Source organism: Solibacillus sp. FSL W7-1436 (genome assembly GCF_038007305.1).
In the GTDB taxonomy this organism is placed as follows: domain Bacteria; phylum Bacillota; class Bacilli; order Bacillales_A; family Planococcaceae; genus Solibacillus.
On sequence record NZ_JBBOWV010000001.1, the window covers coordinates 2,611,427 to 2,636,572 of the forward strand.

Genomic DNA, 25,146 nt, shown 5'->3' on the forward strand with positions numbered 1-25,146 from the left:
AGGTGCATGATCATAGAAAGATTTCACAAGCTCATCCAACTAGTCAGCTTTCGCGCACTATTAATCATCGTACTTGCGGCTACTGCACTTCTGCAGTTTTTCCTGATGATTGATAATGTTCGTGGCGTTACATATGATATCCAGCTAACTGAATTATCACCGGAAACGATTCGTTCTACTAAAACAGTGGAAGATACGGTAAAGACAGAAATAGAAAGGGAAAATGCGGAGAAAGCCGTAGATCCCGTATACATATATAAAGATGAGGTACCGAGTCAGCGTTCAACTTTTGTGACGACCATCTTTGATATTGCATTAGATGTGAAGGAAGAGATTGCAAAGGCAGAGGAAGAAATACCACAGGCTGAACAGGTAAAAATGTTGCGTTCAGCGTTAAAAGATATTTTTGATAACCAGCAAAATCTGATTTTATCGGATGCACAGTTAACGAATGTTTTAAATGCACCCCAGGCAACTCTTGAATCTACGCGGGATGCGTTAGCGACATTGGTTGAAGTGAACTTGAATTATCCGCTTCGCAAGGATAGCTTGCTTCCTTACCGAAATGAACTGGAAAGCAAGATCCGTCAGCAGCCTTCGATTTCTGAAGGATTAATGAGTATGGCGATTGTCATTGGCCGTGCAGCGATCGTTGAAACGGAAGTGCTCGATGAAGAAAAGACGGAGATTGCCAGACAGCAGGCAAAGGAATCGGTGGAGCCGACACGTATTTTGCAAGGACAGATCATTGTCCAGGAAGGCGAAGTCATCACACGCGAAATTTACCGCCAGCTTGAACTGTTAGGAATGCTGGACAGTGAAGAATCGATTAAACCGATTGCCGGGCTGATTATTTTGATTTTACTGCAGATGTCTTTCCTGTTCGTCCTGTTTGACCGGTCGGAAAAAGACATTGCTTCAAAACGCAATGAACTGCTTGTTACGATCATTGTGTATGCAATTGCGTTAATTATGATGAAGCTGATTGCGCTCATTTCTACGAATTTCGATCTGATGATTGCTTTCATTTTCCCGTCAGCATTAGCGACGATGCTTGTCCGCGTGCTGGCCAATGACCGTACCGCAAGTATTGTGACGATCATTACTGCTGCATCTGCAGGAATCATCTTCCATGAAGGATTATCCGGTATTTTACAGATGGATACAGCGCTTTACATTTTATTTGGCGGATTTGCATCGATTCTTTTCATGCGCAGCCTTGAAAAGCGGACAGATATTTTACAGGCGGTTGGTATTGTAACGCTTGTTAACATTGTATTTATCGCATTTTATATTTTAATGGGACAGTCAGGTTACGGAATGAAGGAAGTCGCATTTTACGTAGCTGCAGCCATTATTTCGGGATTATTATCCGGGGCTTTAATGATGGGGCTGCTGCCGTATTTCGAATCGGCTTTCGGACTGCTGTCGGTCGTGCGTCTTATTGAATTATCGAATCCAAATCACCCGCTACTAAAGAAAATTCTGACGGAAACACCAGGCACGTATCACCATAGTATAATGGTTGCGAATCTGGCTGAAGCGGCATGTGAAGCAATCGGGGCTGATGGCTTGCTGGCAAGAGTCGGCTGCTATTATCATGATGTAGGGAAAACGCGGAGACCTCTATTTTTCATTGAAAACCAGATGGGGACAAACCCTCATGATACGATGGCACCCGAGAGTAGTGCGGAAATTATTATTGCGCATACTACGGACGGGGCAGAGCTTTTGAAAAAGCATAAAATGCCGCAGGAAATCATAGATATTTGTCTACAGCATCACGGGACAAGCACATTGAAATTCTTTTTGTTTAAGGCTAAGGAAGAAGGGAAAGAATTGGACGAAAGTATATTCCGATACCCGGGACCAAAGCCGCAGACGAAAGAGGCCGCGATCATCAGTATTGCGGACAGTGTGGAAGCGGCAGTCCGTTCGATGCAGCAGCCGAATGCAGAGAAAATACAGAAGCTTGTGCAATCGATTATTCAGGATCGTGTACAGGATGACCAGTTTGATGAATGTGATATTTCGCTGAAAGAACTGAAAAAGATAGAAGACGTATTATGTGAAACATTGAATGGAACGTTCCACTCGCGTATTGAATATCCAAAGGAATAGTAGGAGGGAACAACATGTTATTAATCGATTTTTTAGATGAGACAAATGAAGTGCAGGAATCACACTTGGAACTGGTGGAAAAATTGCTTCAGCATGCAGCGGAGCAGGAAGGGATCGAGGACGGCTCGGAAGTGTCGGTTACGTTTGTGACAAATGAGGCGATCCATGAAATTAACCGTGAATACCGTGATAAGGACCAGCCTACTGATGTCATTTCTTTTGCACTGGAAGAAATGGGTGAAGGGGAACTGCAAATTATCGGTGAAGGGATTCCGCGCGTCTTAGGAGATATTATCATTTCGACGGACCGAACACGCGAACAGGCAGCCGAATATGGCCATACGTTTGAACGTGAGCTTGGCTTCCTCGCTGTCCATGGCTTTTTGCACCTGCTGGGCTATGATCATATGACACCGGAAGATGAAAAAGTGATGTTCGGGAAGCAAGATGAGATTTTACAGTCATACGGCCTAGGTCGTGATATGAATGAACGTCCGTAAATTTTTCCGTTCATTTCGTTATGCAATGGAAGGACTTCTTGCGGCAGTACAAGAACAGAATTTCCGATTTCACTTATTGAGTGCCTTCGTTGTCGTTCTGGCAGGCTTCTTGACAGGGCTATCGACCGTTGAATGGTGCATCATCATTTTAGTTATCGCCTTTGTCATAGGAGCCGAGCTGATCAATACGGCAATCGAGCGTGCAGTGGACTTGGCATCACCGGAAATCCATCCGCTCGCCAAGCAGGCAAAGGATGTTGCGGCAGGTGCCGTACTTGTTTTTGCGCTCGCAAGTGTTATAATCGGACTACTCATATTTTTACCAAAATGGTTTTAAAAATAATGTTTTGGGGGAACCAAATTATGAACATGGAACAATTAATGGAACAATCTAAAATTGCACGTGAATTTGCTTATGTACCTTATTCGAAATTTAAAGTAGGTGCGGCTTTATTAGCTGAGGATGGTACAGTGTACAATGGCTGCAATATCGAGAATGCAGGCTACAGCATGACGAACTGCGCGGAACGTACGGCGTTTTTCAAAGCAGTGTCAGAAGGCAATATGAAGTTTAAAGCGCTGGCGGTCGTAGCAGACACACCGGGTCCATGTTCCCCATGCGGAGCTTGTCGACAAGTAATGAGTGAATTTTGTGCTCCGGATATGCCTGTCTACTTAACAAATTTGAATGGTGACGTTCAACAGACAACAGTAGCTGAGCTGATCCCGGGTGCATTTAATACGGAGGATATGAAAAATGCAGGAAAATAAAGGATACAAATCGGGCTTCGTCTCGATTGTAGGTCGTCCTAATGTGGGCAAATCGACATTTTTAAACCGAGTAATCGGCCAGAAAATTGCGATTATGTCAGACAAACCACAAACGACACGTAATAAAGTACAAGGTGTTTTAACACAACAAAACTCTCAAACAATTTTCATCGATACACCGGGGATTCATAAACCGAAACACAAATTAGGCGAATTTATGCTGAAAACTTCACGCAACGCATTGCGCGAAGTCGATGTCATCATGTTTATGGTCAACGCTGAACAGGCGATCGGTAAAGGTGACGAATTCATCATCGAGCTGCTGCAAGGCAATCAGACACCGGTATTTCTGATCATCAATAAAATCGATCTAGTGCATCCGGATGAACTTGTAAAAATCATTGATTCGTATAAAGATAAGTTCGACTTTGCGGAAATTATTCCAATTTCAGCATTGCAGGGCAACAACGTGGAAAACTTATTAACAACAATCGAAAAATATTTACCTGAAGGGCCACAATATTACCCGGCAGACCAGGTAACGGACCACCCGGAACGATTCATTATTTCTGAACTGATCCGTGAAAAAGTATTGCACTTAACACGTGAAGAAATTCCGCATTCGATTGCGGTTGTCATTGAGCGCATCAAGCCACATGAAGAAAAAGAGAACATGATTCATGTACAGGCGACAATCATGGTAGAGCGCGATTCACAAAAAGGTATCGTCATCGGTAAACGCGGCGCCCTTTTAAAAGAAGTCGGCTCACGTGCCCGCCAGGATATCGAGATGCTGTTAGGTTCAAAAGTCTACTTAGAGCTTTGGGTAAAAGTTCAAAAAGACTGGCGTAACAAGCAAACACATTTACGCGATTTCGGATTCAGAGAAGACGAATATTAAGCTGTAGCGAAGCACCCATTTTCTTAAGGAAAATGGGTGTTTTTATTGTTGCGGTTCTATTTTTTGAGCGAATTGTTCCACATCGCGGTGAAAAGATTCTGCTTTCAGGAGGGGGATTCTGCTTTCGTCACGAAAATATTCTCCATTCCCCGGTGAAGTGGCGAATAAAGGGGGCGCGTTCTACATTTTGAGCGAATTGTTCCACATTACGTTGAAATAGTTCTACCTTCAGGCAGGGAAGTTCTACTTTCCCCGCGAAATATTCCACATTCCCCGGTGAAGTGGCAAATAAAGGGGGCACGTTCTACATTTTGAGCGAATTGTTCCACATTAAGGTGAAAAGGTTCTACTTTTGAGCAAGTAAGTTCTACTTTCCCCGCGAAATATTCTACATTCCCCGGTGAAGTGGCGAATAAAGGGGGCACGTTCTACATTTTGAGCGAATTGTTCCACATTACGTTGAAAAAATTCTACTTCCTGCCCGGAACCTTCTACTTCCACCAATAAACCTTCCACTTTCCCCGACAAAAAAGCGAATAAAATCTCCAACCCGAACCGGAAACAATATTATTCTTGATTATGGCGGATGTTCTGCTACCATTTAGTAAGGGAATATTTAACAAAAATTAGAAGGTGACTGCATTGAATAATTTAAATAAATTTTTACTGGCACTTTGGGCGGTATCGCTCGCTTTATTATTCATTGTTATTGCGACCGTCGATCAGGACCAGACAATTTTGGTTGCAGAAGGCCAAATGAATACCGAACAGCACACCCCAACACAAATAGAGATAGAAAATGATATAAATGAAAACAACGAACCCATTAGTGAAGCAACACAACAGATTACTAAAGAATCAATTCGTCTTGCCATGACTGGAGATATTTTACTGCATTTAAGACTCGCGAAATACAATGATTATACTTCCTCTTTTGCTGCGATTATGCCGAAGATGCAAAGCTATGACTTTCTGATTGCCAACCAGGAATCTCCACCTGTCGGCAATGAATATCCTTTAAGCGGCTATCCGCTGTTTTCAAGCCCGCCTCATATTATTCGTGATCTTCAGCATGCCGGAGTTGATTTGGTGACGATTGCCAATAATCATATTGTCGATCAAGGGGAAAATGGGATGCGTACAGTTTTTAATAATCTGGAAGACTATCACATGCCATACGTCGGAGCTTATAAAAACGAAGAGGATAAGTCTGCACAACGCATCATGGAAATCGGCTCGATAAAAATTGGACTGCTTGCCTATACGTACGGGACGAATGGGCTTTATTTGCCGAAGGAATCACCGTTTCTCATCAATTATATCGATGAAGCGAAAATAAAAGCGGACGTCGAGGAATTAAAACAATCCGCCGATGTTGTAGCCGTTTCAATGCATTGGGGATCTGAATATGATTATGAAGCAAATGACAACCAAAAATATTATGCTGATATACTAAATAAAGCGGGAGCGGATATTATTTTCGGGACCCATCCGCATGTACTCCAGCCATACGACAAGTTGACCAATGATCATGGTCAGGAGACGCATATTTTTTATTCGCTTGGTAATTTCTTTTCGACAATTATAACGATACCGAACACGATGATTGGCGGAATCGCGAGCCTTGAAATTACAAAGGAAGGCGACCGGATTACTATTGATGAACCTGAGCTTTATGCGACTTCTGTATTGAAGGATACAGACGGAATTTACCGGATCTATCCATTGAAAGATGTGGAACAGCGCTCTGTTAAAAATCTGCAATGGGTAAAGAAAATCATGGGACAATCGGTAACCGTTTATTAAACTTTTCTAGCAATAGTGCGGTATAATAGAGTTACGAAAGAAATAGAAGGATGTGCAACAGATGCTACATAAATGGGAAGGCATCGTTTTAAAGGCGCGTGCTTATGGTGAATCCAATAAAATCGTGACCCTCATGACACGGGAAGCCGGTAAAGTCGCGTGTATGGCACGTGGAGCGAAAAAACCGACGAGCCGTTTGGCAGGTGTAACACAAACATTTATGCATGGCTCGTATTTAGTTCAGCGAACATCAGGCATGGGAACATTGCAGCAAGGGGAACATTTCAATTCGATGCGTCATATTCAAACAGATATCGTGGCGACAGCCTATGCAAGCTACATCGTGGAAATTGTGGATCGTCTCGTTGAAGAAGGACGACCGGAACCTTATGCTTTTGATATATTAATTCAGGCATTGAATGCAATTGAAGAAGGCTATGATCCTGAAGCGATTACATTGTTTGTAGATTGGAAAATGCTGCCATTTGCAGGTATCCAGCCGATTTTGCATGCATGTGCAGGGTGTGGAGCTGTCGATGGGGAATTTGCATTTTCATTTACACAAGGCGGATTTATATGTCATCGTTGCTTCCACATGGATCCGTATATTATCCGGTTATCACCAACACAGCTCAAGCTGATCCGCATGTTTTATACGTTGCCGATTGAACAAGTCGGCAAGCTGGAATTAAAGCCGCAAACGAAGCAATTCATCAAAAAAATTGTAACGACAATTTATGAAGAGCAGACAGGAATTCGTCTGAAATCGCGCAACTTCATTGAACAGCTGGAGCGTACGCCGCTGCTGCAGCGTGAAAAGAAGGAAGAAGAATAAAATTATTGCCTAGGAAATAAAGCGAGTCGAAAGTGCGTAGAATCGCGAAGACTCGCTTTCTTCTATTGAGGAGGGGAAATATTGCGCCAATTTGAACAGGGACAACTGACCGTTTTTCAAAGTGTGTTATATCAAACGACAACAGCGGTAATTAAAACAAAAGAGGCCGTAATTGTAACCGACCCTAACTGGCTGCCGAACGAAATTGCCGAAATAAAAGCCTATATCGAGTCGATTATTGAAGATCGGAAATTATATATTATTTTCACACATAGTGATTATGACCATATTATTGCAGCGGGTGCATTTCCGGATGCAACAACAATTGCCAGTGAAGCTTTTGTTAATCGAATAAACAAAGAAGAGGTATTGGAGCAAATCCGTCAGTTTGATGCTCAGTACTATATCGAAAGAGAATATCCGATTATTTACCCTCCTATCGACATCGTTATAAAAGAAGATGGCCAGGCACTTGAGCTGCAGGATCTAACATGCAGATTTTACTTGTCGCCAGGGCATACGTCAGATGGTTTATTTACAGTGGTGGAGCCGTTCGGTATTTTACTGGCGGGGGATTATTTATCGGATGTCGAGTTTCCTTTTATCGAGGATTATGAAGCATATTTAGCAACAATCCAAAAGGTGCAAACGATTATATCGGAGAAAGATGTTGAAGTTCTCGTGCCGGGACATGGGACAACAACGGATAATCTCGATGAAATTCAAAAGCGGATCGATGTGTCATTAATATATTTAAATAATTTAGCGGACGGCAGTACTGATGAAACAGAATTGCAGAAGCTTTATCCGTTTTATAAAGGTTTGCAGGAAATGCACGAACTTAATAAAAAAGCAGTAAACAAAAATAGCCATAGGATTTAGATGCGACTGAATCCTATGGCTATTTTTGCGTATTTAGCTGTTTGCCAGTTCATTCATCCGTTCCAGTACTCTTCGCTTCCGGTAGAGCATCATGCCTGCCTCGGCAATATCTTCAATCATCGATTTATTAATAAAGGCACCGAAAATCATGCCTGCTACAGGAATCATCTGAAAGAGCTTTTTCATACCGAAGTTATCGCGGTACGTAAAGAAGACCTCCTGCCAGCCCTGCAACTGGGAAACCATATTTCCTGCTGCGTTCGGTTTTTCGTAATGTTGTGCCAGCTCGTTTAGTATCGCTTCTTTGCCGACTACATCAGAAGACGCAAACTGCAGACATTTCACGATGAAAATACGTTCGGCTTTTTCATTCGGATCATAGCCATGGATCATGGCGATTTCCTGCAATGTTTTTAGCGCGATTCCGAGAATGACGGGGATGTCGAGTGCCAATGTAAACACACCGCCAAAGCCGGTAGATGCTCCTTGTACGGTTGCAACCTTTGCGCGGTTTTTCTGCAGTTTTTCACTCAGTTCCACCATATCTTCAATTGGCATTTGTCCGATATCTTCCAATGTGCTAACCGAATGCAGCGTATGTTTTTGAATATGACGCATCATCGATTTTTCGCTTACTAAATATTTCCCGCCCGTTTGGACATAGCTCACCAGCTCGTCGATCAGGACGGAAACTTTCTCTTGAATGAATTTCGGTGTTAATTTATCGAGTATTTTAAAAGGGATGCGGCCGATTTTTTCCCAAAACCATAAACCGCTCTGATCTTTTTCCCATTGTCGGATTGTTAATAAGTGATTTTCCAGCTGTTGTTGAGTTTCCATGAATTACCCTCCCAATGGACATGTTCCTTATTGTACGTTCCACAGCGAAAAAGGTTTCAGCAAGTCACTCGAATTGAGTCAGCAATGGGATAATATCTTCTTTTAGCCGTTCATAAAACTCTTCTTCAAGCTTTAAGTGTCGGTGATGGTGCATCTGTTCAAAAAGAGTGAACATATCATCGATTTTTTCTTTGGAAAAGCGGAAGTGGTGATTAAAATGGTCACGCTTATTATCGTCGCTTAAATGCATATAGCCCCGGATGATTGTAAACAGTTGATTGTATTTTCGGTTTGCCTGCTCATAGGCTTCGCGGCTTAAACGACCGAGTGCATTAGCCGGATTGTCAAACTTTCTGTAAAACTGCTGCGCTTCACGATAAGTTTCAAGTTTCATATTCGCCGTGTAGAGGATGTGATGCTGTGCGCGGTGTTCAGGACATTCAAATTGGAGTATTGCGTTTACGAGATGCGAAATTTTATCATACGAATCGATAGGTGTATCGGTTTTATCCTTTACCTGAAAAAACATAAAATCCCCTCCATCTATTACTTTCTTAGATTATAACGTATTTTCGAGTTAAATTATCTAAATAATCTAAAAATTAAAGAGTTTTTTGTATATTTTTACAATTAAAAGACTGGGGCTTCAACTTTAACGAATTTATTCCGGAATATTTAAAGTTTGTGAGGGGGGAGATGCTGTAAAAAGAAAAAACACTTTCTGCTCGAAATCGAACAGAAAGTGCCTTGTGAAATTAGAATTGTAAATGTTTTTCGATATAAGCTTTTACTTCAGCGATCGGCATACGGATTTGTTCCATTGAATCGCGGTGACGTACTGTTACTTGACCATCTTCTTTTGTATCGAAATCGTATGTGATACAGAATGGTGTACCGATTTCATCCTGACGGCGGTAACGTTTACCGATCGATTGTGACTCATCGAAATCAACCGGGAATGCTTTGCGTAAATCAGCCCAAACGTCGCCAGCTTCTTCCGATAATTTTTTAGATAGTGGCAATACCGCTGCTTTGAATGGAGCAAGTGCAGGGTGGAAGCGTAATACTGTACGTGTATCGTCGCCTTCTAATTGCTCTTCTTCATAAGCATCGCATAAGAATGCCAATGTTACACGGTCTGCGCCTAATGATGGCTCGATGCAGTATGGTACATAGCGCTCATTTGAAACAGGATCGATGTAAGTGAAATCTTCACCCGAATGTTCCATATGCTGCTTTAGGTCGTAATCTGTACGGTCTGCGATACCCCATAGTTCGCCCCAGCCGAATGGGAAGCGGAATTCGATATCTGTTGTCGCGTTTGAATAGTGTGAAAGCTCATCATCTTCATGGTCGCGTAGACGCATTGAATCTTCTTTCATACCTAATCCAAGAAGCCAGTTTTTGCAGAACTCTTTCCAATATGAGTGCCACTCAAGATCTTCACCCGGTTTACAGAAGAATTCAAGTTCCATTTGTTCGAATTCACGTGTGCGGAATGTAAAGTTACCAGGTGTGATTTCGTTACGGAAAGATTTACCAATCTGTGCGATACCGAATGGTGTCTTTTTACGCATTGAACGCTGAACATTTTTAAAGTTCACGAAAATCCCTTGTGCAGTTTCCGGACGCAGGTAAATTTCGTTTGATGATGATTCAGTTACACCTTGGTGTGTTTTGAACATTAAGTTGAACTGGCGGATATCTGTGAAATCGATTTTGCCGCAGTCCGGACAAGCTACTTCAAGCTCTTCCATTTTTTCTTTCATCTGATCGAAAGACATACCGTCAACGATGATTTCTTTGCCTGTTTTAGTTAAAGAAGCATCCTCGATCAATTTATCTGCACGGTGACGCGCTTTACATGCTTTACAGTCGATCATCGGGTCATTGAAGTTACCTACGTGACCAGATGCTACCCATGCTTTTGGATTCATTAAAATCGCAGCATCCAAACCTACGTTATGTTCAGATTCCTGAACGAATTTCAGCCACCAAGCTTTTTTTACGTTGTTTTTAAGTTCTACACCCAGCGGACCGTAATCCCAAGTGTTTGCTAAACCACCGTAAATATCAGATCCCGGAAATACGAATCCGCGGTGTTTTGCTAATGATACAATTGTCTCCATTGATTTTTCTGCCATGAAAAATCCCTCCTACTCGTTAATGAAAAAATAAAAGCACCCGTCTCCGGGCACAAAAACTCTGCCCGGGGACGAGTGCATCAAGACGATGTACCCGCGGTTCCACCCCGCTTGTTTTTAAATAATTAAAAACCTCTTTTATAAAAATAGCTCAGGGGCGCCGTTTCTCAATTCAATGTAGGCTTGCACTATCCCTACTCGCTTATGTTAGAATTGATACTTATTAATCCCTTCATCGCTTACATATTAATATTCATAAACAACAAGTGAGTTGTTCGGTAATATTGTAGCATGGGTTTGTTTTCTTCGCAATATAGAAGGAAATAGTATATAATAATTAAGGATAAAGTATAACATTATTTGAAGCGGGTGAGTCCAATCGAACTCAATAAACGTCAAGATGTAATCTTGCAAATTGTAAAAGAAAACGGCCCTATTACGGGCGAACATATCGCTGAGCGCCTTGGATTAACGCGCGCTACACTTCGACCTGATCTAGCTATACTAACGATGGCTGGATTTTTAGATGCGCGCCCACGTGTCGGCTACTTCTATGCAGGTAAAAAAACAACGGCAGCCTTTACGGAATCCATGCTGAATTTAAAAGTAAAAGATTTTCAGTCGATCCCGGTAGTCGTTCCGGATGATATGACAGTCTATGATGCGATTATCCATATGTTTTCCGAGGATGTCGGAACACTTTTCGTTATTGATAAAGATGAAATATTACAAGGTGTGCTGTCCCGAAAAGATTTACTTCGGTCGAGTATAGGAACACAGGATTTAAATAAAATGCCTGTGCATATAATTATGACGAGAATGCCGAATATCGCCTATTGTGTCAATTCGGATTCATTGATCGTGGCGGCCAAAAAGTTAATAGAACGAGAGATAGATTCGATGCCGGTTGTTGAAGAAACGGAGCGGGGATTGGTCATTACGGGACGGTTAACGAAGACGAATATTACACGTGCGTTTATATCGTTAGCTGAAACGCATGATCTATAGGTGATCTTATGAAAAAATTGACGATATTTGTTGTATCAGATTCGGTCGGTGAAACTGGGGAAGCTGCTGTAAAAGCGGTAGTAAGCCAGTTTCGGCCAAATTTTGAAAAAGTAAGGATTCGTAAGTTTCCGCATATTGCAAATGTGGATGTGCTGGAGAAAATTGTCCAGATTGCTATCGCAAATGAGGCAACGATTGTTTTTACGCTTGTTGAAAAGCAGATGCGACAGGCACTTCAGAAAATCGCAAGTGAATATAAAGTGCATGCAATCGACTTATTGGGATCGATGCTTGACCTGATCGAAACTTCATTTGACGAAATGCCGTTGCAAAAGCCGGGACTTGTCCATCAATTGGATGATGATTATTTCAAAAAGATTGAAGCGATCGAATTTGCTGTTAAATATGATGACGGGCAGGATCCGCGTGGTATATTGCTGGCGGACATTGTTTTGGTCGGTGTTTCAAGAACATCGAAAACGCCGTTATCGCAATACTTGGCCCATAAACGGTATAAAGTGGCGAATGTGCCGCTCGTTCCGGAAGTGGAACCCCCGGTGGAATTAATGCAGATCGATCCGAAAAAATGTTTTGGATTAGTCATCACACCGGAAAAGCTCAACAATATCCGAAAAGAGCGTCTTATAACGCTAGGATTAACGGAAAATGCAGTTTATGCTCAGCAAACTAGAATTGAGCAGGAAATTAGCTATTTTTATAGTATTGTTGATAAAATAGGTTGTCGAACGATAGATGTTACAAATCGTGCTGTCGAAGAAACGGCACACAAAATAATCGATATGCTAGAGCTTGATTGTAGATAGCACCCATAGCCGCCTCTTCAAAAAGGAAGAGGAGGTTTTTTTGGTGGAATAATATTCGAGATTTTTAAGAAACTAAGTGAACTATACTTTTGTTCCAGAAAAATCTTGCATATTTTGCTGAATTTCGACATTTATAGTTATATTCTGATTATTTTTTCGAAATTATATAGCAACTATAGTCTTTTTGTTTTATAATAATAAAATTGTGGTAAAAATAATTATTATAGGGTAATTACAAATTTGTATAAGAAATTTTGTCGGATTTTAGAGGATATTTGTAATTTATCTCGAATACTGTAGATGGTGATAATGTGGCTGGAAAAATACCCGAACATGTGATTGAACAAATTCGCTCGCAGTCCGATATAGTCGATGTCATTAGCGACTATATGCAGTTAACGAAAAGAGGGCGCAACTATTTTGGATTATGTCCATTCCATGGTGAGCAAACACCCTCTTTTTCCGTATCCAGCGATAAACAGATATTTCACTGTTTTGGCTGTGGGGCAGGAGGAAACGCCATTACTTTTGTAATGGATATGGAACATCTGTCGTTTCCGGATGCACTCATTAAACTAAGTCAGCGTGCGGGAATCCCGCTTGAAATGGAACTGTCGACAGAACAATCGGTGTCGAATTCGCCCATTTCAAAAAAAGAGCAGCAAATGCGAGAGGCTCATACGTTTGCAGTGGAGTTTTATCATCATATTTTAATGAATACAGAAGATGGCGAACCTGCATTAAATTATTTGCTTGATAGAGGATTTACACGTGAGCAAATCGAAACACATCAGATAGGATGGGCGTTGCCGAATTGGGACACGCTGTCGATCTTACTGGAGCGCAAAGGATACGATCTTGAAGAAATGGCAGAAAGCGGTCTGATCATTCGTAAAGAAAGTGATGACAGCTACTTTGACCGTTTCCGGGGAAGGATAATGTTTCCTATCCGGGATGAAAACGGGAAAACGATTGCATTCTCAGGCAGGATTTTAAATTCCGATGGCGAAGATGCTAAGTACTTAAATAGTCCTGAAACGCCGATCTTCCATAAAAGTCAAGTACTTTATAATTTGGATAAGGCGCGGGCATCTATTCGTAAATCAAGACAAGTAATTTTAATGGAAGGCTTTATTGATGTTTTAGCAGCAAACCAGGCAGGTATATACAATGCTGTAGCAACGATGGGTACGTCTCTGACGCCCCAGCATATTACAAAGCTCAAACGCTTAGTTCAGCAAATTACGATTTGCTATGATGGTGATAATGCTGGTTTTGAGGCCGCCAAGCGTGCTGCACAAATGCTTCATCAAGAACAGATTAAAGTTGAGGTCGCTGTTTTACCAGATAAACTTGATCCGGATGAATATATTCGTAAAAACGGACAAGAGGCATTTAAAAATCAAATAATAGAAAAGCCGCACGCCTATATTGCATTTATGATGATGCATGCGAAACGCGGCAAAAATTTTCAATTTGAAAATGACACACTTCAATACATTCAGGAAGTTCTGGAAACATTAAAAAATAATACTTCTCCAACCGAACGTGATTTATACATTCGTCAATTGGCAAATGAAACAAATATTTCCCAAGAGGCGATTAGCACCCAATTAAGAAAAATGGTCGCGGATAATGTAAAAGAGCAGAAACGCGAACAGAAAATGGTGGTAGAACCAACACCTCTTCTCCAAAGGGAGCGGAAAAAAGACGCAACAGACCGTGCGGAAAGTATACTTTTAGCGCATATGTTGCATGATGTAAATATTGTGAATAAAGTTCTCAGAGAGGGAAACAACGAACCTTTCATCCATGAGGAATATTTATCCGTATTTGTTCGTTTAATTGGTTTTTACGAAGAATATGAAATGGCTGATTTCCATCGATTCGTCGAAGTGTTGGATGATCATGATTTACGAAAAATCGTGATGGATGCTGCATTACTTGAACGTGACCCTGATAATGGTGAAGCGGAGATAATTGATTGTTTAAAGCAAATCGAAAAACGCCGATTAGAACTAAAGATTGAACAATTGAAGCACGATCAAAAAGAGGCAGAAAAAATGCATGAACATAGACGAGCACTTGAGATTGCCCAACAGATAATTGCATTGAATAGAAAGATAAAAATGGGCGTTTAACGCGATTTGTTTTTAGAAGGAGGAAGGTTTATGGCGGACAAGTCAAAACATTCAAAAGATACGGTAGTAAACGGGGTTTCATTAGAGCAGGTAAAAAAGCAACTTTTAGCTAAAGCAAAACAGGTTGGCGAAATGTCAATGAAGGAAATCTCTGAAACATTAGCATTTTTTGAACTTGAGAATGAAGAGATTTTCAACTTTGCCGATGAAATCGAAAAAAATGATGTAACAGTTGAAGGAAAAGAAGAATTTGAAGAAGAAGCGCTATCTAAGCAGGAATCAAGCGAAGAAGCTTTCGACTTAAATGATTTAAGTGTTCCTCCTGGCGTTAAAATTAATGACCCGGTACGTATGTATTTAAAAGAAATCGGACGTGTGGATTTACTCTCTGCAGATCAGGAAATCCGTTTAGCGGAACGTATCGAACAAGGTGACGAAGAAGCACGTAAACGTCTGGCCGAAGCGAACCTGCGTCTTGTAGTATCGATTGCAAAACGCTACGTTGGCCGCGGGATGCTGTTCCTGGATCTTATTCAGGAAGGAAACATGGGTCTGATTAAAGCAGTTGAAAAATTTGATCACCGTAAAGGTTTCAAATTCTCGACTTATGCAACATGGTGGATCCGTCAGGCGATTACACGTGCGATTGCCGATCAGGCCCGTACAATCCGTATTCCGGTACACATGGTTGAAACTATCAACAAATTAATCCGTGTACAGCGTCAGCTTCTTCAGGATTTAGGCCGTGAACCATCTCCGGAGGAAATTGGGGAGGAAATGGATTTAACACCTGAAAAAGTTCGTGAAATTCTAAAGATTGCACAAGAGCCGGTATCACTGGAAACTCCGATCGGTGAAGAAGACGATTCTCATCTAGGTGATTTCATTGAAGACTCGGAAGCACAATCTCCTTCTGACCATGCAGCATACGAGTTATTGAAGGAACAGCTGGAAGACGTGCTGGATACATTAACTGACCGTGAAGAAAACGTATTGCGCTTACGTTTCGGTTTAGATGATGGCCGTACACGCACTTTGGAAGAAGTAGGTAAAGTGTTTGGCGTTACACGTGAACGTATTCGTCAGATCGAGGCGAAAGCATTACGTAAACTGCGTCATCCATCTCGCTCAAAACGTTTGAAAGATTTCTTGGAATAAGCTTAACAGGGAAAAGATGAAGGAGTATATTACTCTTCATCTTTTTTTGTGTAAATATAGCAGGTAATTACTAATTTTCGAGAATAATGGTATCGCTTTTACAGATGGCATTCATTCAGAAATTATTTACTATATGATAGAGCATATCAATATAGATTTGGGGCGAAACAATGTCAAATCCTAAAAAAAAGATTATTTTGAATGAAATTATGTTCTGGAAACAAAACAAAATGCTGCCGGAGCATTATTGCGATTTTCTGATGACTCTTTATTCGGAAGGAAACCGTCAGGAAGAGATCACAGGAAAATCAAAAAATGCTGTCATCAATGTCGAAAAACGCAAACATCGCAGTGTATCGATGTTTTTCCCGATAAGTGCAATTGTAATGTTGCTGCTGCTGTTTACGATGCAGTTCGAATGGGTTGTCATGGCAGTAGCCGCTGTATTTGCAGCAGGCTGTCTGATCGGGGCGATCTATTTTGCAAAAAGAAATCATCTAATGGCCGTGATGCTGCAGCTGGCGACAGCTTTAACCATTTTAGGTGTGACATTGAAAGTAAGTACAACCTATTTTGCCGGCAACAATGAAATGCTTTATATCATCCTTATTGTAAACTGTGTATTTTGGCTGTTAAGCGGGATCATGCTGAAGATTATTTATTTTACGATTTCGGGTATTCTGGGCTTAATTGCCATCATTGGTGCATGGATCTATTTTCTGTAGAAATACAAAATCATACATAAACCTTATGCTATTCTATTAAGCTATGCGGAAGTCCCGGAACTTTCATGCATAGCTTTTTTATGTTCATTTTACAAAATACTCTGCAAAATACATATATTTTCTGTAAAAATACATATTTTTAGATTACAATAGAGTTGAAATGAAATTGGCTGAGAGGATGAATGGTATGCATTTTGATTTAACAACAGAGCAGGCGATGTTACAAAAGATGATACGTGAGTTTTCGGATGAAGTAGTGGCACCAGGAGCAGTAGAGCGTGATAAAACGAAAGCCTTCCCAGTAGAAATTTTTAAAGAACTTTCCGAGATGGGCATTATGGGGCTGCCGTTTCCCGAACAATACGGCGGGGCGGGTGCAGATACAATCAGCTTTGCAATCGTGACAGAAGAGTTGAGCCGTACATGTGCTTCGACGGGAATTACATATTCGGCTCATATTTCATTAGGCGGTGCGCCGCTGCATTTATTCGGTACGGAGGCGCAGAAGGAAAAATACTTAACGCCGATCTGTACGGGTGAATCATTCGGTGCATTCGGTTTAACAGAGCCCAATGCCGGTTCTGATGCAGGGGGTACAGAAACGACCGCTGTGTTGGATAATGGTGAATTTGTCATCAACGGGTCGAAAGTTTTTATTACAAATGCTAGTTATGCCAAACATTTAGCGTTGACAGCAATCACAAATCGGGATGGAAACAAAAAAGAAATCAGTGCCATTATTGTTCCGACCGATGCGGAAGGATTTACGATCAAGTCGGAATACGAAAAAATGGGCCTGAATGCTTCGAACACAACAGAACTGATTCTAGAAAATGTCCGCGTACCGGAAGAAAACTTGCTTGGGGTCCGTGGAAATGGCTTTAAACAGTTTTTAACGACGCTGGACGGCGGCCGGATCGGTATTGCGGCAATGGCTGTCGGAATCGCACAGGGCGCATTAAATAAAGCCGTACAGTATGCAAAAGAACGCAAACAATTCGGAAAGGCGCTGGCGGAGTTTCAGGCAACGCAGTTTAAATTGGCTGATATGGAGGTAAAAATACAATTAGCACGTACATTTGTCTATAAAGCGGCATGGCTGAAAGATCAGGGGCGTCCATTCGGAAAAGAGGCTGCGATCGCAAAATACTATGCTTCCGAGATGGCAATGGAAGTTTGCGATGAAGCCATTCAGATCCATGGCGGCTACGGCTATATGAAAGAATACGAAGTGGAGCGCTTTTTACGTGATGCAAAACTATTGGAAATCGGTGAAGGAACGTCTGAAGTACAGAAAATGGTAATTGCAAGACATATATTATGATAGAAATTGCAAATTGGTAAAATTGTTACAAAGCTAGTAAAACTTGTTCATAAAGCCTTTCAGTTTTCTATAGAATCAAGTACAATTAATATTGTTTACTAGGCAAATGTCTAGCATGAAATAGAATATTTAATGAGGGAGGGGAACGCAATGAGAAACAATCCACTTATTCCTTACGTACTTATCATGGCATTCGGTATCGGACTAATTTTCTTCATGTCATTTGAGGGTGCAGCTGATAAAAATAGTGCGGACGGCGATCATTCAGGGGAAACTGCTGAATTAAATGGTGAAGATATTGCTCAAAAGAACTGTATTTCGTGCCACGGTGGTGATTTAACTGGTGGTGGAGGTCCTTCAATCGTTGGATTAGATGCTGAGCATATTAAAGATTACGCATTAAATGGTTCGGAAAGCGGCGCAATGCCACCAATTCTTAAAAATGAAGCGGAAGCAGATGCAGTAGCCGAATATATTTCAGGTTTATAATGAATAGCCAGGTGCAGAAATGGAGTAATCCTGTTCTGCACTTTTTTGTATTCTGGAAAGAGACGTTTATGTAAAAGTTCTATATAATAGGGGTAGTTTGTGATATAGAAAAGAGGATATATAAATATGAACGCACAAAAACTTTCAAAACGACTTGAAACGGTCGCTTCATTTGTCCCGACAGGAGCAATTGTTGCGGATATCGGAAGTGACCATGCCTATTTACCATGTTATTTAGTGCATAAAGGAATTGCTGCCCGTGCAGTAGCGGGTGAGGTTGTAAAAGGACCTTATGAATCAGCTGTAAAACAAGTTCGCACGGAAGGCTTGACGGATAAAATTACCGTACGCATGGCGGATGGGCTGGCGGCTGTTGAAGAAGCGGATGAAATTACGGCTGTTACAATTGCAGGGATGGGCGGACCATTGATCGTGTCCATTTTGGAAAAGCACCCTGAAGCTTTAAAAACGGTAACCCGATTAATTTTACAGCCGAATATTCATGCAAAAGCAATCCGTGAATGGGCAATGGCAAATGGCTGGGCAATCCAGGATGAGGTCATTTTAGAAGAGGACGGAAAAATTTATGAGGTCCTTGTATTACAGCGCGGTGAAATGGAATTAACGGAAGCGCAAACGCTGCTTGGACCAAAGCTGATGGAAACGAAAGTACCTGTTTTCATTGAAAAATGGTCACGTGAAATCGCAAATTGGCAGCGAGTTCAGCAAGCGATTTCAGAAGCGGAAAAAACACCTGAAAATCAGGAAAAGTATGAACAACTTACTCATTACATTAAAATGGTACAGGAGGCGATTGCGTGAAATCCGTAAATGGCAACGAGATTATTCAACTGTTTGAATCATGGTCACCTAAAAAATATGCATGCATGCCGAATGACCCGATCGGTTTGGCCATTGGTACGTTAAATAAGCCCGTTACGAAAGTGCTTGTCACACTGGATGTGACAAACGAAGTCGTTGATGAGGCGATCGACAACGGCTGTGAGCTTATTATTGCACACCATCCGCCGATCTTCATGAAGCTTTCGAATTTACGCACAGATAATCCGAAAGGGGCACTGTATGAAAAGTGCCTGAAAAATGATATTGCCGTGTATGCAGCGCACACGAATCTTGATGTAGCACCGGGAGGCGTCAATGATCTGCTGGCAGATGCACTGCAACTGGAAGACCGCAAAACTCTGGAGGTTACCTTCGAAGAAAAAATGATGAAGCTGGCCGTATTCGTTCCTGTCGATGATGCAGATGCTTTGCGTGATGTGCTGGCTAAAGCCGGAGCAGGCCGTTTAGGCCACTATGAGGCGTGCAGCTATACGTTGCAAGGCAAAGGCCGTTTCCGTGCCACAGAGGGAGCGGACCCGGCTGTAGGGGAGATCGGCGAGCTTCACATCGAGGAAGAGGAAAAGGTGGAAGTCGTATTCCCGCAATCGATGAAAAATAAAATATTAAAGGCGATGCTAAACAACCACCCATACGAAGAACCTGCCTATGATCTGTTTACGATGGATGTGGACACGAATGCACAAGGGCTTGGACGAATCGGCAAGTTAAAGGAACCGATGACATTACGGGAGTTTGCCGAGTTTGTGAAAGTGCAGCTGGACGTGCCTTGTCTGCGCGCAGTTGGACCTTTGGATCGTACCGTACGGAAAGTTGCGGTTGTCGGAGGAGACGGCAACAAATATATTCGCACTGCAAAATTTGCAGGGGCAGATGTATTTGTGACAGGAGATATCGGCTTCCATATGGCACAGGATGCAGAAGTGGACGGCTTAAGCATTATTGATCCGGGACACCACGTTGAAAAGGTCATGATTAAAGGCGTTGCAGAAAAAATGGCTTCATTATGTGCGGATCAGAAATTGCCTGTTGAATTTATCCAGTCAAAAATCAATACAGAACCTTTCCAGTTTATTTAAGCAGGAACAGCAAAAGTAGAAGTATCATTAGAAAAGCAGAAAAACCTAATAAAGCACCGGATATTTTTAACGTGCAGCAAAAATACGCCATTTTTCTCTCAGAGAAAAATGGCGTATTTGGGTTTTGTTCCAGATCCATTATTAGTAAGGCATAATTTTTTCGACAGGTTTTGGTGCTTTAATTTTCGGCAAGATTTTATCCAATGTTACGGAGCGTACGATTTCATGTGTTGCCGGATCGTTTTTATCAAACTTCTCCAGGAATGAAATCACTTCCTTAACGATTGGTGTCGGTGTTGAAGCACCTGCAGTTACTGCTACGGTTTCAACGTTTTCCAGCCATTCAATCTGCAGCTCCGAAATATCAGAGATGCGGTAAGATGGTGTTCCGGCAATTTCTACCGATACTTGTGTTAAACGGTTCGAGTTGTTCGATTTTGGATCGCCGACAACGATTAATAAGTCGGTAGCACCGGCTTGTTCAGCAACGGCTTCTTGACGAACTTGTGTCGCAAGGCAAATTTCTTTATGCACTTCGACATGCGGGAATTTTTCTTTTAAACTATCCATCAGGAAAGCGACATCCCATTGACTCATCGTCGTTTGGTTTGTTACTAGAATTTTTTCATTTTCAAAAGACAGATTATCGATATCTTTCATTGATTGAACTAAGTGAACATGGTCCGGTGCAACACCGATTGCGCCTTCTGGTTCAGGATGCCCCTTTTTACCGATATAAATAATGTCGTAGCCTTCTGCTGTTTTTTCGCGGATCAGGTCATGTGTCACCGTCACGTCCGGGCAAGTCGCATCAATTGATACAAGTCCTTTACGTTTCGCGATTTCACGGATTTCAGGTGATACACCGTGTGCCGTGAAAATAACCGTACCTTGCTCTACCTGTTCGATTATTTCTTTACGGTTTTCGCCATCAAGCGTAATGATGCCATCTTGTTCAAATGCATCGGTAACATGTTTATTGTGTACAATCATACCTAAAATGTAGATTGGTCTTGGTAATGTCGGATCAAGTGCGGCATTGCGTGCAATGACCATCGCATCTACTACCCCATAGCAGTATCCACGCGGATTAATTTTAACAACTTTCATTTATACGTAACTCCTTTCAAAGCCCTGTAATTTCATTATATAGGACGTGTATGCTTTATTCAAAGTTCGTTTACTGAAATCTCTATTAAATTCAACCAAAAAGGCAGTATATATCAAATGATCGCGCAAGTACAGAAATTTGCGAACGTTTGCTATAATAGCAGAAATAAATAAAACGTAAAGTGGGGAAATGGGATGGCGTTTTCTTTTTTCAGGAGGAATAAAACAGTAGCGTTAAAAAATCAGGTGGAGTTCTGTATAACGAATTTATCGCTCGGTGCAGCGGATGTATATGATGTGCTGCTGGAGCGCGAAGATATCGAAATAACGGAATCCGGATGTACGTCAAACTGTGAAATTTGCGAATGTCATTTATTTGCGATTGTAAACGGTGAACTTATTAAAGCCGAAAATGCCGATAAATTGTTACAAAATGTTGAAAATGAGCTGGAAGAAAATTCTGTTCAATTTTAAAAAGCCAATCCAGATAAAAAAACAAAGCTACTCCATTATACAAAGGAGAGGACTCGTAATGATGAAGACGAATCTGCACTCGATTGCCTGGGGTAGCTTTTATGAATTATTCAAAAGGCGGCTGAAATATTTTCGGCAGAGACGGTTTTGCTGTAATTTTCTCCTCAACCGGCTCTTGTACTCTTCTGTTTCCTCGGAAATTTGCTCTTTCTCTCATTCTTTCTCTTGGCCGTTCCTCCTGTTGCGGCATCGAAACGGTAGAGGACTCAAGCGGGTCTGATGTATCTTTAAATCCTTTGTATAAACGCCATAAAGCGGGAAGATTTTTAAACATTGGGGCTGCCTGCTGAATATAAGGGGTGAATTTTTGGGCATTATTAAATAAAGAGTTTGCTCCTGATAAAAAACCTTCAAGTTTCGGTACATTCCCTGCCGCTGCCGCTGCTCCTGGCATAGGTGCCTGAGGCGGAATTGGCATATGGTTCATAAACTGGCCAGCGCCAGAAAACGCACCAGCTCCAGGGAACATGCCTGCCCCTGTTGCCGGACCTCGCATCATGTATGGTGCATACATTGGAAAGCGTGGTGCAACCGGCATCTGATTCATCATTGCTTGAGGCTGAAAGTAATAAGGTGGGCGCATATTAAACTCCTTTCTAAAAATCGACATGATATTACAATTTTCTTTCATAAATTCGTCCCAACTGTTTGACGTTGAAACTATTTACCGTTATGATATGCAGATGGTCACTTAAATGTACGAATTATAGTACAATAGGAAAGATGTAAGGAGGTACGTGAATGTCAAAATATACTGATTATCAATTCAAGCCATTTTTGCAGGACGCCATTGCAAAGCTTGGATTTACAGAACCGACACCCATTCAAAAAGAAATGATTCCACTCGTATTAAAAGGAAAGAGTGCAATCGGACAAGCTCATACAGGTACAGGGAAAACACATAGTTTTTTATTGCCAATCGTGGAGCGTATCGCAGAAGAAAAGCAAGAAGTGCAGGCGGTCATTACTTCGCCGACACGTGAGCTGGCACAACAGATTTTTGATGCATTAAACCAGTTGATTGAAGGAACAGAAATTTCAGCTAAACTATTTATCGGTGGTACGGACAAACAGCGTTCAATCGACCGTTTAAAAACACAGCCGCAAATCGTTGTAGGTACACCTGGCCGTATTAAAGATTTAGTAAAAGAAAATGCATTGCTCGTGCACACGGCACCGATTTTAGTTGTCGATGAAGCAGATCTGGCATTCGACATGGGCTTCATTGAAGATATTGACGGCTTTGCATCGCATATGCCTGAAAAGCTTGAAATGTTCGTGTTCTCAGCGACAATTCCGGAAAAATTAAAACCATTTTTAAAGAAATACATGGATTCACCAGTCCATATTCATATGAATGACAAGCGCCCGGTAGCGGAAGGCATTGATTTTGTATTAGTACCTGTACGTTCGAAAGCGCGCAATACACGGTTACTTGAAGTAATTAAAGGAATCAATCCATTCCTTGCCGTTATTTTCTGTAACACACGTAAAAATGCAGAAGCTGTAGCAGGCTTTTTAGCAGAACAAGGTATCCGTGCAGGACAAATCCACGGCGATTTAAGTCCTCGTGACCGTAAAAAAATGATGAAGCAAGTACGTGATCTTGAGTTCCAATATATTGTAGCAACAGATTTAGCTGCGCGTGGTATTGATATTCAAGGGATTTCGCATGTCATCAACTACGAAATTCCGGAAGATCTGGAGTTCTTCATTCACCGTGTTGGCCGTACAGCACGTGCCGGTTCAAAAGGAACAGCGATTACACTGTACCAGCCGGAAGATGAAGATGCAGTTGTACGCATCGAAAAAATGGGCATTCCATTTGTACAAAAAGATATTAAAAATGGCGAATGGTCAGATTTAAAAGACCGTCACCAGCGTGCAAACCGTAAAGGTGAGCGTAAAGAAGATGAAATCGACGCAAAAGCCAAAGCCCTAGTACGTAAGCCGAAGAAAGTTAAACCAGGCTATAAACGTAATATGAAATGGGAAATGGAAAAAGTGAAAAAACGCGAACGCCGAATTAAAGCGCGCCGCAATAATAGATAATTTTGCAAAGGGCTGCATAGAAGATATTTCTACGCAGCCTGTTTGTTCGTTAAATGGAGGAAAGTAAAATGTTATTAGGTTCACATGTTTCAATGAGCGGAAAGAAAATGCTGCTAGGTGCCAGTGAAGAAGCATTAAGCTATGGTGCCAATACTTTTATGATCTATACAGGTGCACCCCAAAATACGCGCAGAAAACCGATTGAAGATTTAAATATTATGAAGGGCCTGCTCCATATGAAAGAGAACGGCCTTTCCAATATTGTTGTTCATGCACCTTACATTATTAATTTAGGGAATACGACAAAGCCGGAAACTTTTGAGCTTGGCGTAAACTTTTTGCAGGAAGAGATTAAACGTACCGCTGCATTGGAAGCTACACAGATCGTGCTGCACCCCGGTGCCCATGTCGGTGCAGGCGTTGATGCGGGTATTGAACGGATTGTAGAAGGACTAAATGAAGTGCTGACACAGGACTACCCTGTACAGATTGCACTTGAAACAATGGCAGGCAAAGGTACTGAAATCGGTCGTACATTTGAAGAATTGGCACGTATTATCGATGGCGTGACAAACAATGAACGCCTGTCAATTTGTATGGACACTTGCCATATTCATGATGCCGGCTACGATGTTGTGAATGACTTTGACGGTGTGTTAAATGAATTCGACAAAATTATCGGGTTGGACCGTTTAAAAGTACTGCATATCAATGATTCGAAAAATGTGTGTGGTGCTGGTAAAGACCGACATGAAAATATCGGTTTTGGCGAAATCGGTTTTGAGGCGATGCACTATATTGTCCATCATCCACAGTTAATGCATTTACCGAAAATATTGGAAACACCATTTGTCGGCCCGGATGCAAAAAACAAAAAAGCGCCGTATTTACACGAAATTGCGATGCTTCGCAATAGTGAATTCCAGCCAGCATTAATTGATGCATTACGCGAATAATAATAAGAAGAAAACATACTTGGCATAAATTTGATGCAAAGTATGTTTTTTTGCGTTTTTTATGACATAATTTGTTATAATAAAG

The 25,146-nt window shown here is 41.5% G+C and carries 25 protein-coding genes; 20 read left to right on the forward strand and 5 right to left on the reverse strand.

Features of this window, described 5'->3' with window-relative positions; all coding sequences use genetic code 11:
- The first annotated feature begins 6 nt into the window (after nucleotides 1-6).
- The 8 genes from MKX73_RS12760 to MKX73_RS12795 all read left to right on the forward strand — a co-directional run bounded on the left by MKX73_RS12760 (nucleotide 7) and on the right by MKX73_RS12795 (nucleotide 7,816).
- A complete protein-coding gene (locus MKX73_RS12760; RefSeq protein WP_340717762.1) occupies nucleotides 7-2,121 on the forward strand; it encodes an HD family phosphohydrolase in 2,115 nt (704 codons plus the stop codon).
- A gap of 14 nt (nucleotides 2,122-2,135) precedes the next feature.
- Nucleotides 2,136-2,621, forward strand: coding sequence for an rRNA maturation RNase YbeY (ybeY, locus tag MKX73_RS12765; protein ID WP_340717763.1), 486 nt, complete (start codon nucleotides 2,136-2,138; stop codon nucleotides 2,619-2,621).
- Nucleotides 2,608-2,958: a diacylglycerol kinase family protein gene (locus MKX73_RS12770; protein ID WP_340717764.1), complete on the forward strand. Its 351-nt coding sequence runs from the start codon at nucleotides 2,608-2,610 to the stop codon at nucleotides 2,956-2,958. The genes ybeY and MKX73_RS12770 overlap by 14 nt, the downstream gene beginning before the upstream one ends.
- A gap of 26 nt (nucleotides 2,959-2,984) precedes the next feature.
- Nucleotides 2,985-3,392: a cytidine deaminase gene (locus MKX73_RS12775; RefSeq protein ID WP_340717765.1), complete on the forward strand. Its 408-nt coding sequence runs from the start codon at nucleotides 2,985-2,987 to the stop codon at nucleotides 3,390-3,392.
- Nucleotides 3,379-4,293, forward strand: coding sequence for a GTPase Era (gene era, locus MKX73_RS12780; protein WP_087615321.1), 915 nt, complete (start codon nucleotides 3,379-3,381; stop codon nucleotides 4,291-4,293). The genes MKX73_RS12775 and era overlap by 14 nt, the downstream gene beginning before the upstream one ends.
- Nucleotides 4,294-4,926: 633 nt before the next feature.
- On the forward strand, nucleotides 4,927-6,099 hold the full coding sequence (locus MKX73_RS12785; RefSeq protein WP_340717766.1) for a CapA family protein: 1,173 nt from the start codon (nucleotides 4,927-4,929) through the stop codon (nucleotides 6,097-6,099).
- Between the two features lie 61 nt (nucleotides 6,100-6,160).
- Nucleotides 6,161-6,934 (forward strand): DNA repair protein RecO, encoded by a 774-nt coding sequence (gene recO, locus MKX73_RS12790; RefSeq protein WP_340717767.1) that lies wholly within the window; start codon nucleotides 6,161-6,163, stop codon nucleotides 6,932-6,934.
- Nucleotides 6,935-7,015: 81 nt separating this feature from the next.
- Nucleotides 7,016-7,816 (forward strand): MBL fold metallo-hydrolase, encoded by an 801-nt coding sequence (locus tag MKX73_RS12795; RefSeq protein WP_340717768.1) that lies wholly within the window; start codon nucleotides 7,016-7,018, stop codon nucleotides 7,814-7,816.
- 33 nt (nucleotides 7,817-7,849) lie between these two features.
- On the opposite strand, the gene MKX73_RS12800 is transcribed toward MKX73_RS12795, so the two are convergent.
- The 3 genes from MKX73_RS12800 to MKX73_RS12810 all read right to left on the reverse strand — a co-directional run bounded on the left by MKX73_RS12800 (nucleotide 7,850) and on the right by MKX73_RS12810 (nucleotide 10,800).
- On the reverse strand, nucleotides 7,850-8,656 hold the full coding sequence (locus MKX73_RS12800) for an EcsC family protein (protein ID WP_340717769.1): 807 nt from the start codon (nucleotides 8,654-8,656) through the stop codon (nucleotides 7,850-7,852).
- A gap of 64 nt (nucleotides 8,657-8,720) precedes the next feature.
- The gene (locus MKX73_RS12805) at nucleotides 8,721-9,185 is read right to left on the reverse strand and encodes a hypothetical protein (RefSeq protein WP_340717770.1); all 465 of its coding nucleotides are present in this window, start codon (nucleotides 9,183-9,185) and stop codon (nucleotides 8,721-8,723) included.
- Between the two features lie 226 nt (nucleotides 9,186-9,411).
- Nucleotides 9,412-10,800, reverse strand: a complete 1,389-nt coding sequence (locus tag MKX73_RS12810) for a glycine--tRNA ligase (RefSeq protein WP_340717771.1) — start codon at nucleotides 10,798-10,800, stop codon at nucleotides 9,412-9,414.
- A 369-nt stretch (nucleotides 10,801-11,169) separates the two neighbouring features.
- On the opposite strand from MKX73_RS12810, the gene MKX73_RS12815 reads away from it, so the two are divergent.
- From MKX73_RS12815 to MKX73_RS12855, 9 genes are all read left to right on the forward strand, one after another.
- A complete protein-coding gene (locus tag MKX73_RS12815) occupies nucleotides 11,170-11,808 on the forward strand; it encodes a helix-turn-helix transcriptional regulator (protein WP_008403112.1) in 639 nt (212 codons plus the stop codon).
- Between the two features lie 8 nt (nucleotides 11,809-11,816).
- Nucleotides 11,817-12,632 (forward strand): pyruvate, water dikinase regulatory protein, encoded by an 816-nt coding sequence (locus MKX73_RS12820; protein ID WP_340717772.1) that lies wholly within the window; start codon nucleotides 11,817-11,819, stop codon nucleotides 12,630-12,632.
- Nucleotides 12,633-12,943: 311 nt separating this feature from the next.
- A complete protein-coding gene (dnaG, locus tag MKX73_RS12825; protein ID WP_340717773.1) occupies nucleotides 12,944-14,773 on the forward strand; it encodes a DNA primase in 1,830 nt (609 codons plus the stop codon).
- Nucleotides 14,774-14,803: 30 nt separating this feature from the next.
- The gene (gene rpoD, locus MKX73_RS12830; RefSeq protein ID WP_339175709.1) at nucleotides 14,804-15,931 is read left to right on the forward strand and encodes an RNA polymerase sigma factor RpoD; all 1,128 of its coding nucleotides are present in this window, start codon (nucleotides 14,804-14,806) and stop codon (nucleotides 15,929-15,931) included.
- Between the two features lie 170 nt (nucleotides 15,932-16,101).
- On the forward strand, nucleotides 16,102-16,656 hold the full coding sequence (locus tag MKX73_RS12835) for a hypothetical protein (RefSeq protein ID WP_340717774.1): 555 nt from the start codon (nucleotides 16,102-16,104) through the stop codon (nucleotides 16,654-16,656).
- Nucleotides 16,657-16,843: 187 nt separating this feature from the next.
- Nucleotides 16,844-17,980: an acyl-CoA dehydrogenase family protein gene (locus MKX73_RS12840; RefSeq protein ID WP_340717775.1), complete on the forward strand. Its 1,137-nt coding sequence runs from the start codon at nucleotides 16,844-16,846 to the stop codon at nucleotides 17,978-17,980.
- 150 nt (nucleotides 17,981-18,130) lie between these two features.
- Nucleotides 18,131-18,469: a c-type cytochrome gene (locus MKX73_RS12845; RefSeq protein ID WP_340717776.1), complete on the forward strand. Its 339-nt coding sequence runs from the start codon at nucleotides 18,131-18,133 to the stop codon at nucleotides 18,467-18,469.
- 126 nt (nucleotides 18,470-18,595) lie between these two features.
- Nucleotides 18,596-19,291 carry a tRNA (adenine(22)-N(1))-methyltransferase gene (locus MKX73_RS12850; protein ID WP_340717777.1) on the forward strand — a complete coding sequence of 232 codons (696 nt, stop codon included), beginning with the start codon at nucleotides 18,596-18,598 and terminating at the stop codon, nucleotides 19,289-19,291.
- Nucleotides 19,288-20,409, forward strand: coding sequence for a Nif3-like dinuclear metal center hexameric protein (locus MKX73_RS12855; protein ID WP_340717778.1), 1,122 nt, complete (start codon nucleotides 19,288-19,290; stop codon nucleotides 20,407-20,409). The genes MKX73_RS12850 and MKX73_RS12855 overlap by 4 nt, the downstream gene beginning before the upstream one ends.
- A gap of 141 nt (nucleotides 20,410-20,550) precedes the next feature.
- On the opposite strand, the gene MKX73_RS12860 is transcribed toward MKX73_RS12855, so the two are convergent.
- Nucleotides 20,551-21,519 (reverse strand): 4-hydroxy-3-methylbut-2-enyl diphosphate reductase, encoded by a 969-nt coding sequence (locus MKX73_RS12860; protein WP_340717779.1) that lies wholly within the window; start codon nucleotides 21,517-21,519, stop codon nucleotides 20,551-20,553.
- 195 nt (nucleotides 21,520-21,714) lie between these two features.
- On the opposite strand from MKX73_RS12860, the gene MKX73_RS12865 reads away from it, so the two are divergent.
- Complete coding sequence (locus MKX73_RS12865) at nucleotides 21,715-21,993, forward strand: DUF1450 domain-containing protein (RefSeq protein WP_340717780.1); 279 nt, start codon at nucleotides 21,715-21,717, stop codon at nucleotides 21,991-21,993.
- 106 nt (nucleotides 21,994-22,099) lie between these two features.
- On the opposite strand, the gene vrrA is transcribed toward MKX73_RS12865, so the two are convergent.
- Nucleotides 22,100-22,636: a VrrA/YqfQ family protein gene (vrrA, locus tag MKX73_RS12870; protein WP_340717781.1), complete on the reverse strand. Its 537-nt coding sequence runs from the start codon at nucleotides 22,634-22,636 to the stop codon at nucleotides 22,100-22,102.
- A gap of 158 nt (nucleotides 22,637-22,794) precedes the next feature.
- On the opposite strand from vrrA, the gene MKX73_RS12875 reads away from it, so the two are divergent.
- On the forward strand, nucleotides 22,795-24,105 hold the full coding sequence (locus MKX73_RS12875) for a DEAD/DEAH box helicase (protein ID WP_340717782.1): 1,311 nt from the start codon (nucleotides 22,795-22,797) through the stop codon (nucleotides 24,103-24,105).
- Nucleotides 24,106-24,173: 68 nt separating this feature from the next.
- A complete protein-coding gene (locus MKX73_RS12880; RefSeq protein ID WP_340717783.1) occupies nucleotides 24,174-25,061 on the forward strand; it encodes a deoxyribonuclease IV in 888 nt (295 codons plus the stop codon).
- Nucleotides 25,062-25,146: the final 85 nt, after the last annotated feature.

Bases quoted from the DNA above. Each gene is read 5' to 3' on its own strand.
- MKX73_RS12760 (WP_340717762.1), top strand. From the start codon at position 7: ATGATCATAGAAAGATTTCACAAGCTCATCCAACTAGTCAGCTTTCGC.
- ybeY (WP_340717763.1), top strand. From the start codon at position 2,136: ATGTTATTAATCGATTTTTTAGATGAGACAAATGAAGTGCAGGAATCA.
- MKX73_RS12770 (WP_340717764.1), top strand. From the start codon at position 2,608: ATGAACGTCCGTAAATTTTTCCGTTCATTTCGTTATGCAATGGAAGGA.
- MKX73_RS12775 (WP_340717765.1), top strand. From the start codon at position 2,985: ATGAACATGGAACAATTAATGGAACAATCTAAAATTGCACGTGAATTT.
- era (WP_087615321.1), top strand. From the start codon at position 3,379: ATGCAGGAAAATAAAGGATACAAATCGGGCTTCGTCTCGATTGTAGGT.
- recO (WP_340717767.1), top strand. From the start codon at position 6,161: ATGCTACATAAATGGGAAGGCATCGTTTTAAAGGCGCGTGCTTATGGT.
- MKX73_RS12800 (WP_340717769.1), bottom strand. From the start codon at position 8,656: ATGGAAACTCAACAACAGCTGGAAAATCACTTATTAACAATCCGACAA.
- MKX73_RS12805 (WP_340717770.1), bottom strand. From the start codon at position 9,185: ATGTTTTTTCAGGTAAAGGATAAAACCGATACACCTATCGATTCGTAT.
- MKX73_RS12810 (WP_340717771.1), bottom strand. From the start codon at position 10,800: ATGGCAGAAAAATCAATGGAGACAATTGTATCATTAGCAAAACACCGC.
- MKX73_RS12820 (WP_340717772.1), top strand. From the start codon at position 11,817: ATGAAAAAATTGACGATATTTGTTGTATCAGATTCGGTCGGTGAAACT.
- rpoD (WP_339175709.1), top strand. From the start codon at position 14,804: ATGGCGGACAAGTCAAAACATTCAAAAGATACGGTAGTAAACGGGGTT.
- MKX73_RS12835 (WP_340717774.1), top strand. From the start codon at position 16,102: ATGTCAAATCCTAAAAAAAAGATTATTTTGAATGAAATTATGTTCTGG.
- MKX73_RS12840 (WP_340717775.1), top strand. From the start codon at position 16,844: ATGCATTTTGATTTAACAACAGAGCAGGCGATGTTACAAAAGATGATA.
- MKX73_RS12845 (WP_340717776.1), top strand. From the start codon at position 18,131: ATGAGAAACAATCCACTTATTCCTTACGTACTTATCATGGCATTCGGT.
- MKX73_RS12850 (WP_340717777.1), top strand. From the start codon at position 18,596: ATGAACGCACAAAAACTTTCAAAACGACTTGAAACGGTCGCTTCATTT.
- MKX73_RS12860 (WP_340717779.1), bottom strand. From the start codon at position 21,519: ATGAAAGTTGTTAAAATTAATCCGCGTGGATACTGCTATGGGGTAGTA.
- MKX73_RS12865 (WP_340717780.1), top strand. From the start codon at position 21,715: ATGGCGTTTTCTTTTTTCAGGAGGAATAAAACAGTAGCGTTAAAAAAT.
- vrrA (WP_340717781.1), bottom strand. From the start codon at position 22,636: ATGCGCCCACCTTATTACTTTCAGCCTCAAGCAATGATGAATCAGATG.
- MKX73_RS12875 (WP_340717782.1), top strand. From the start codon at position 22,795: ATGTCAAAATATACTGATTATCAATTCAAGCCATTTTTGCAGGACGCC.
- MKX73_RS12880 (WP_340717783.1), top strand. From the start codon at position 24,174: ATGTTATTAGGTTCACATGTTTCAATGAGCGGAAAGAAAATGCTGCTA.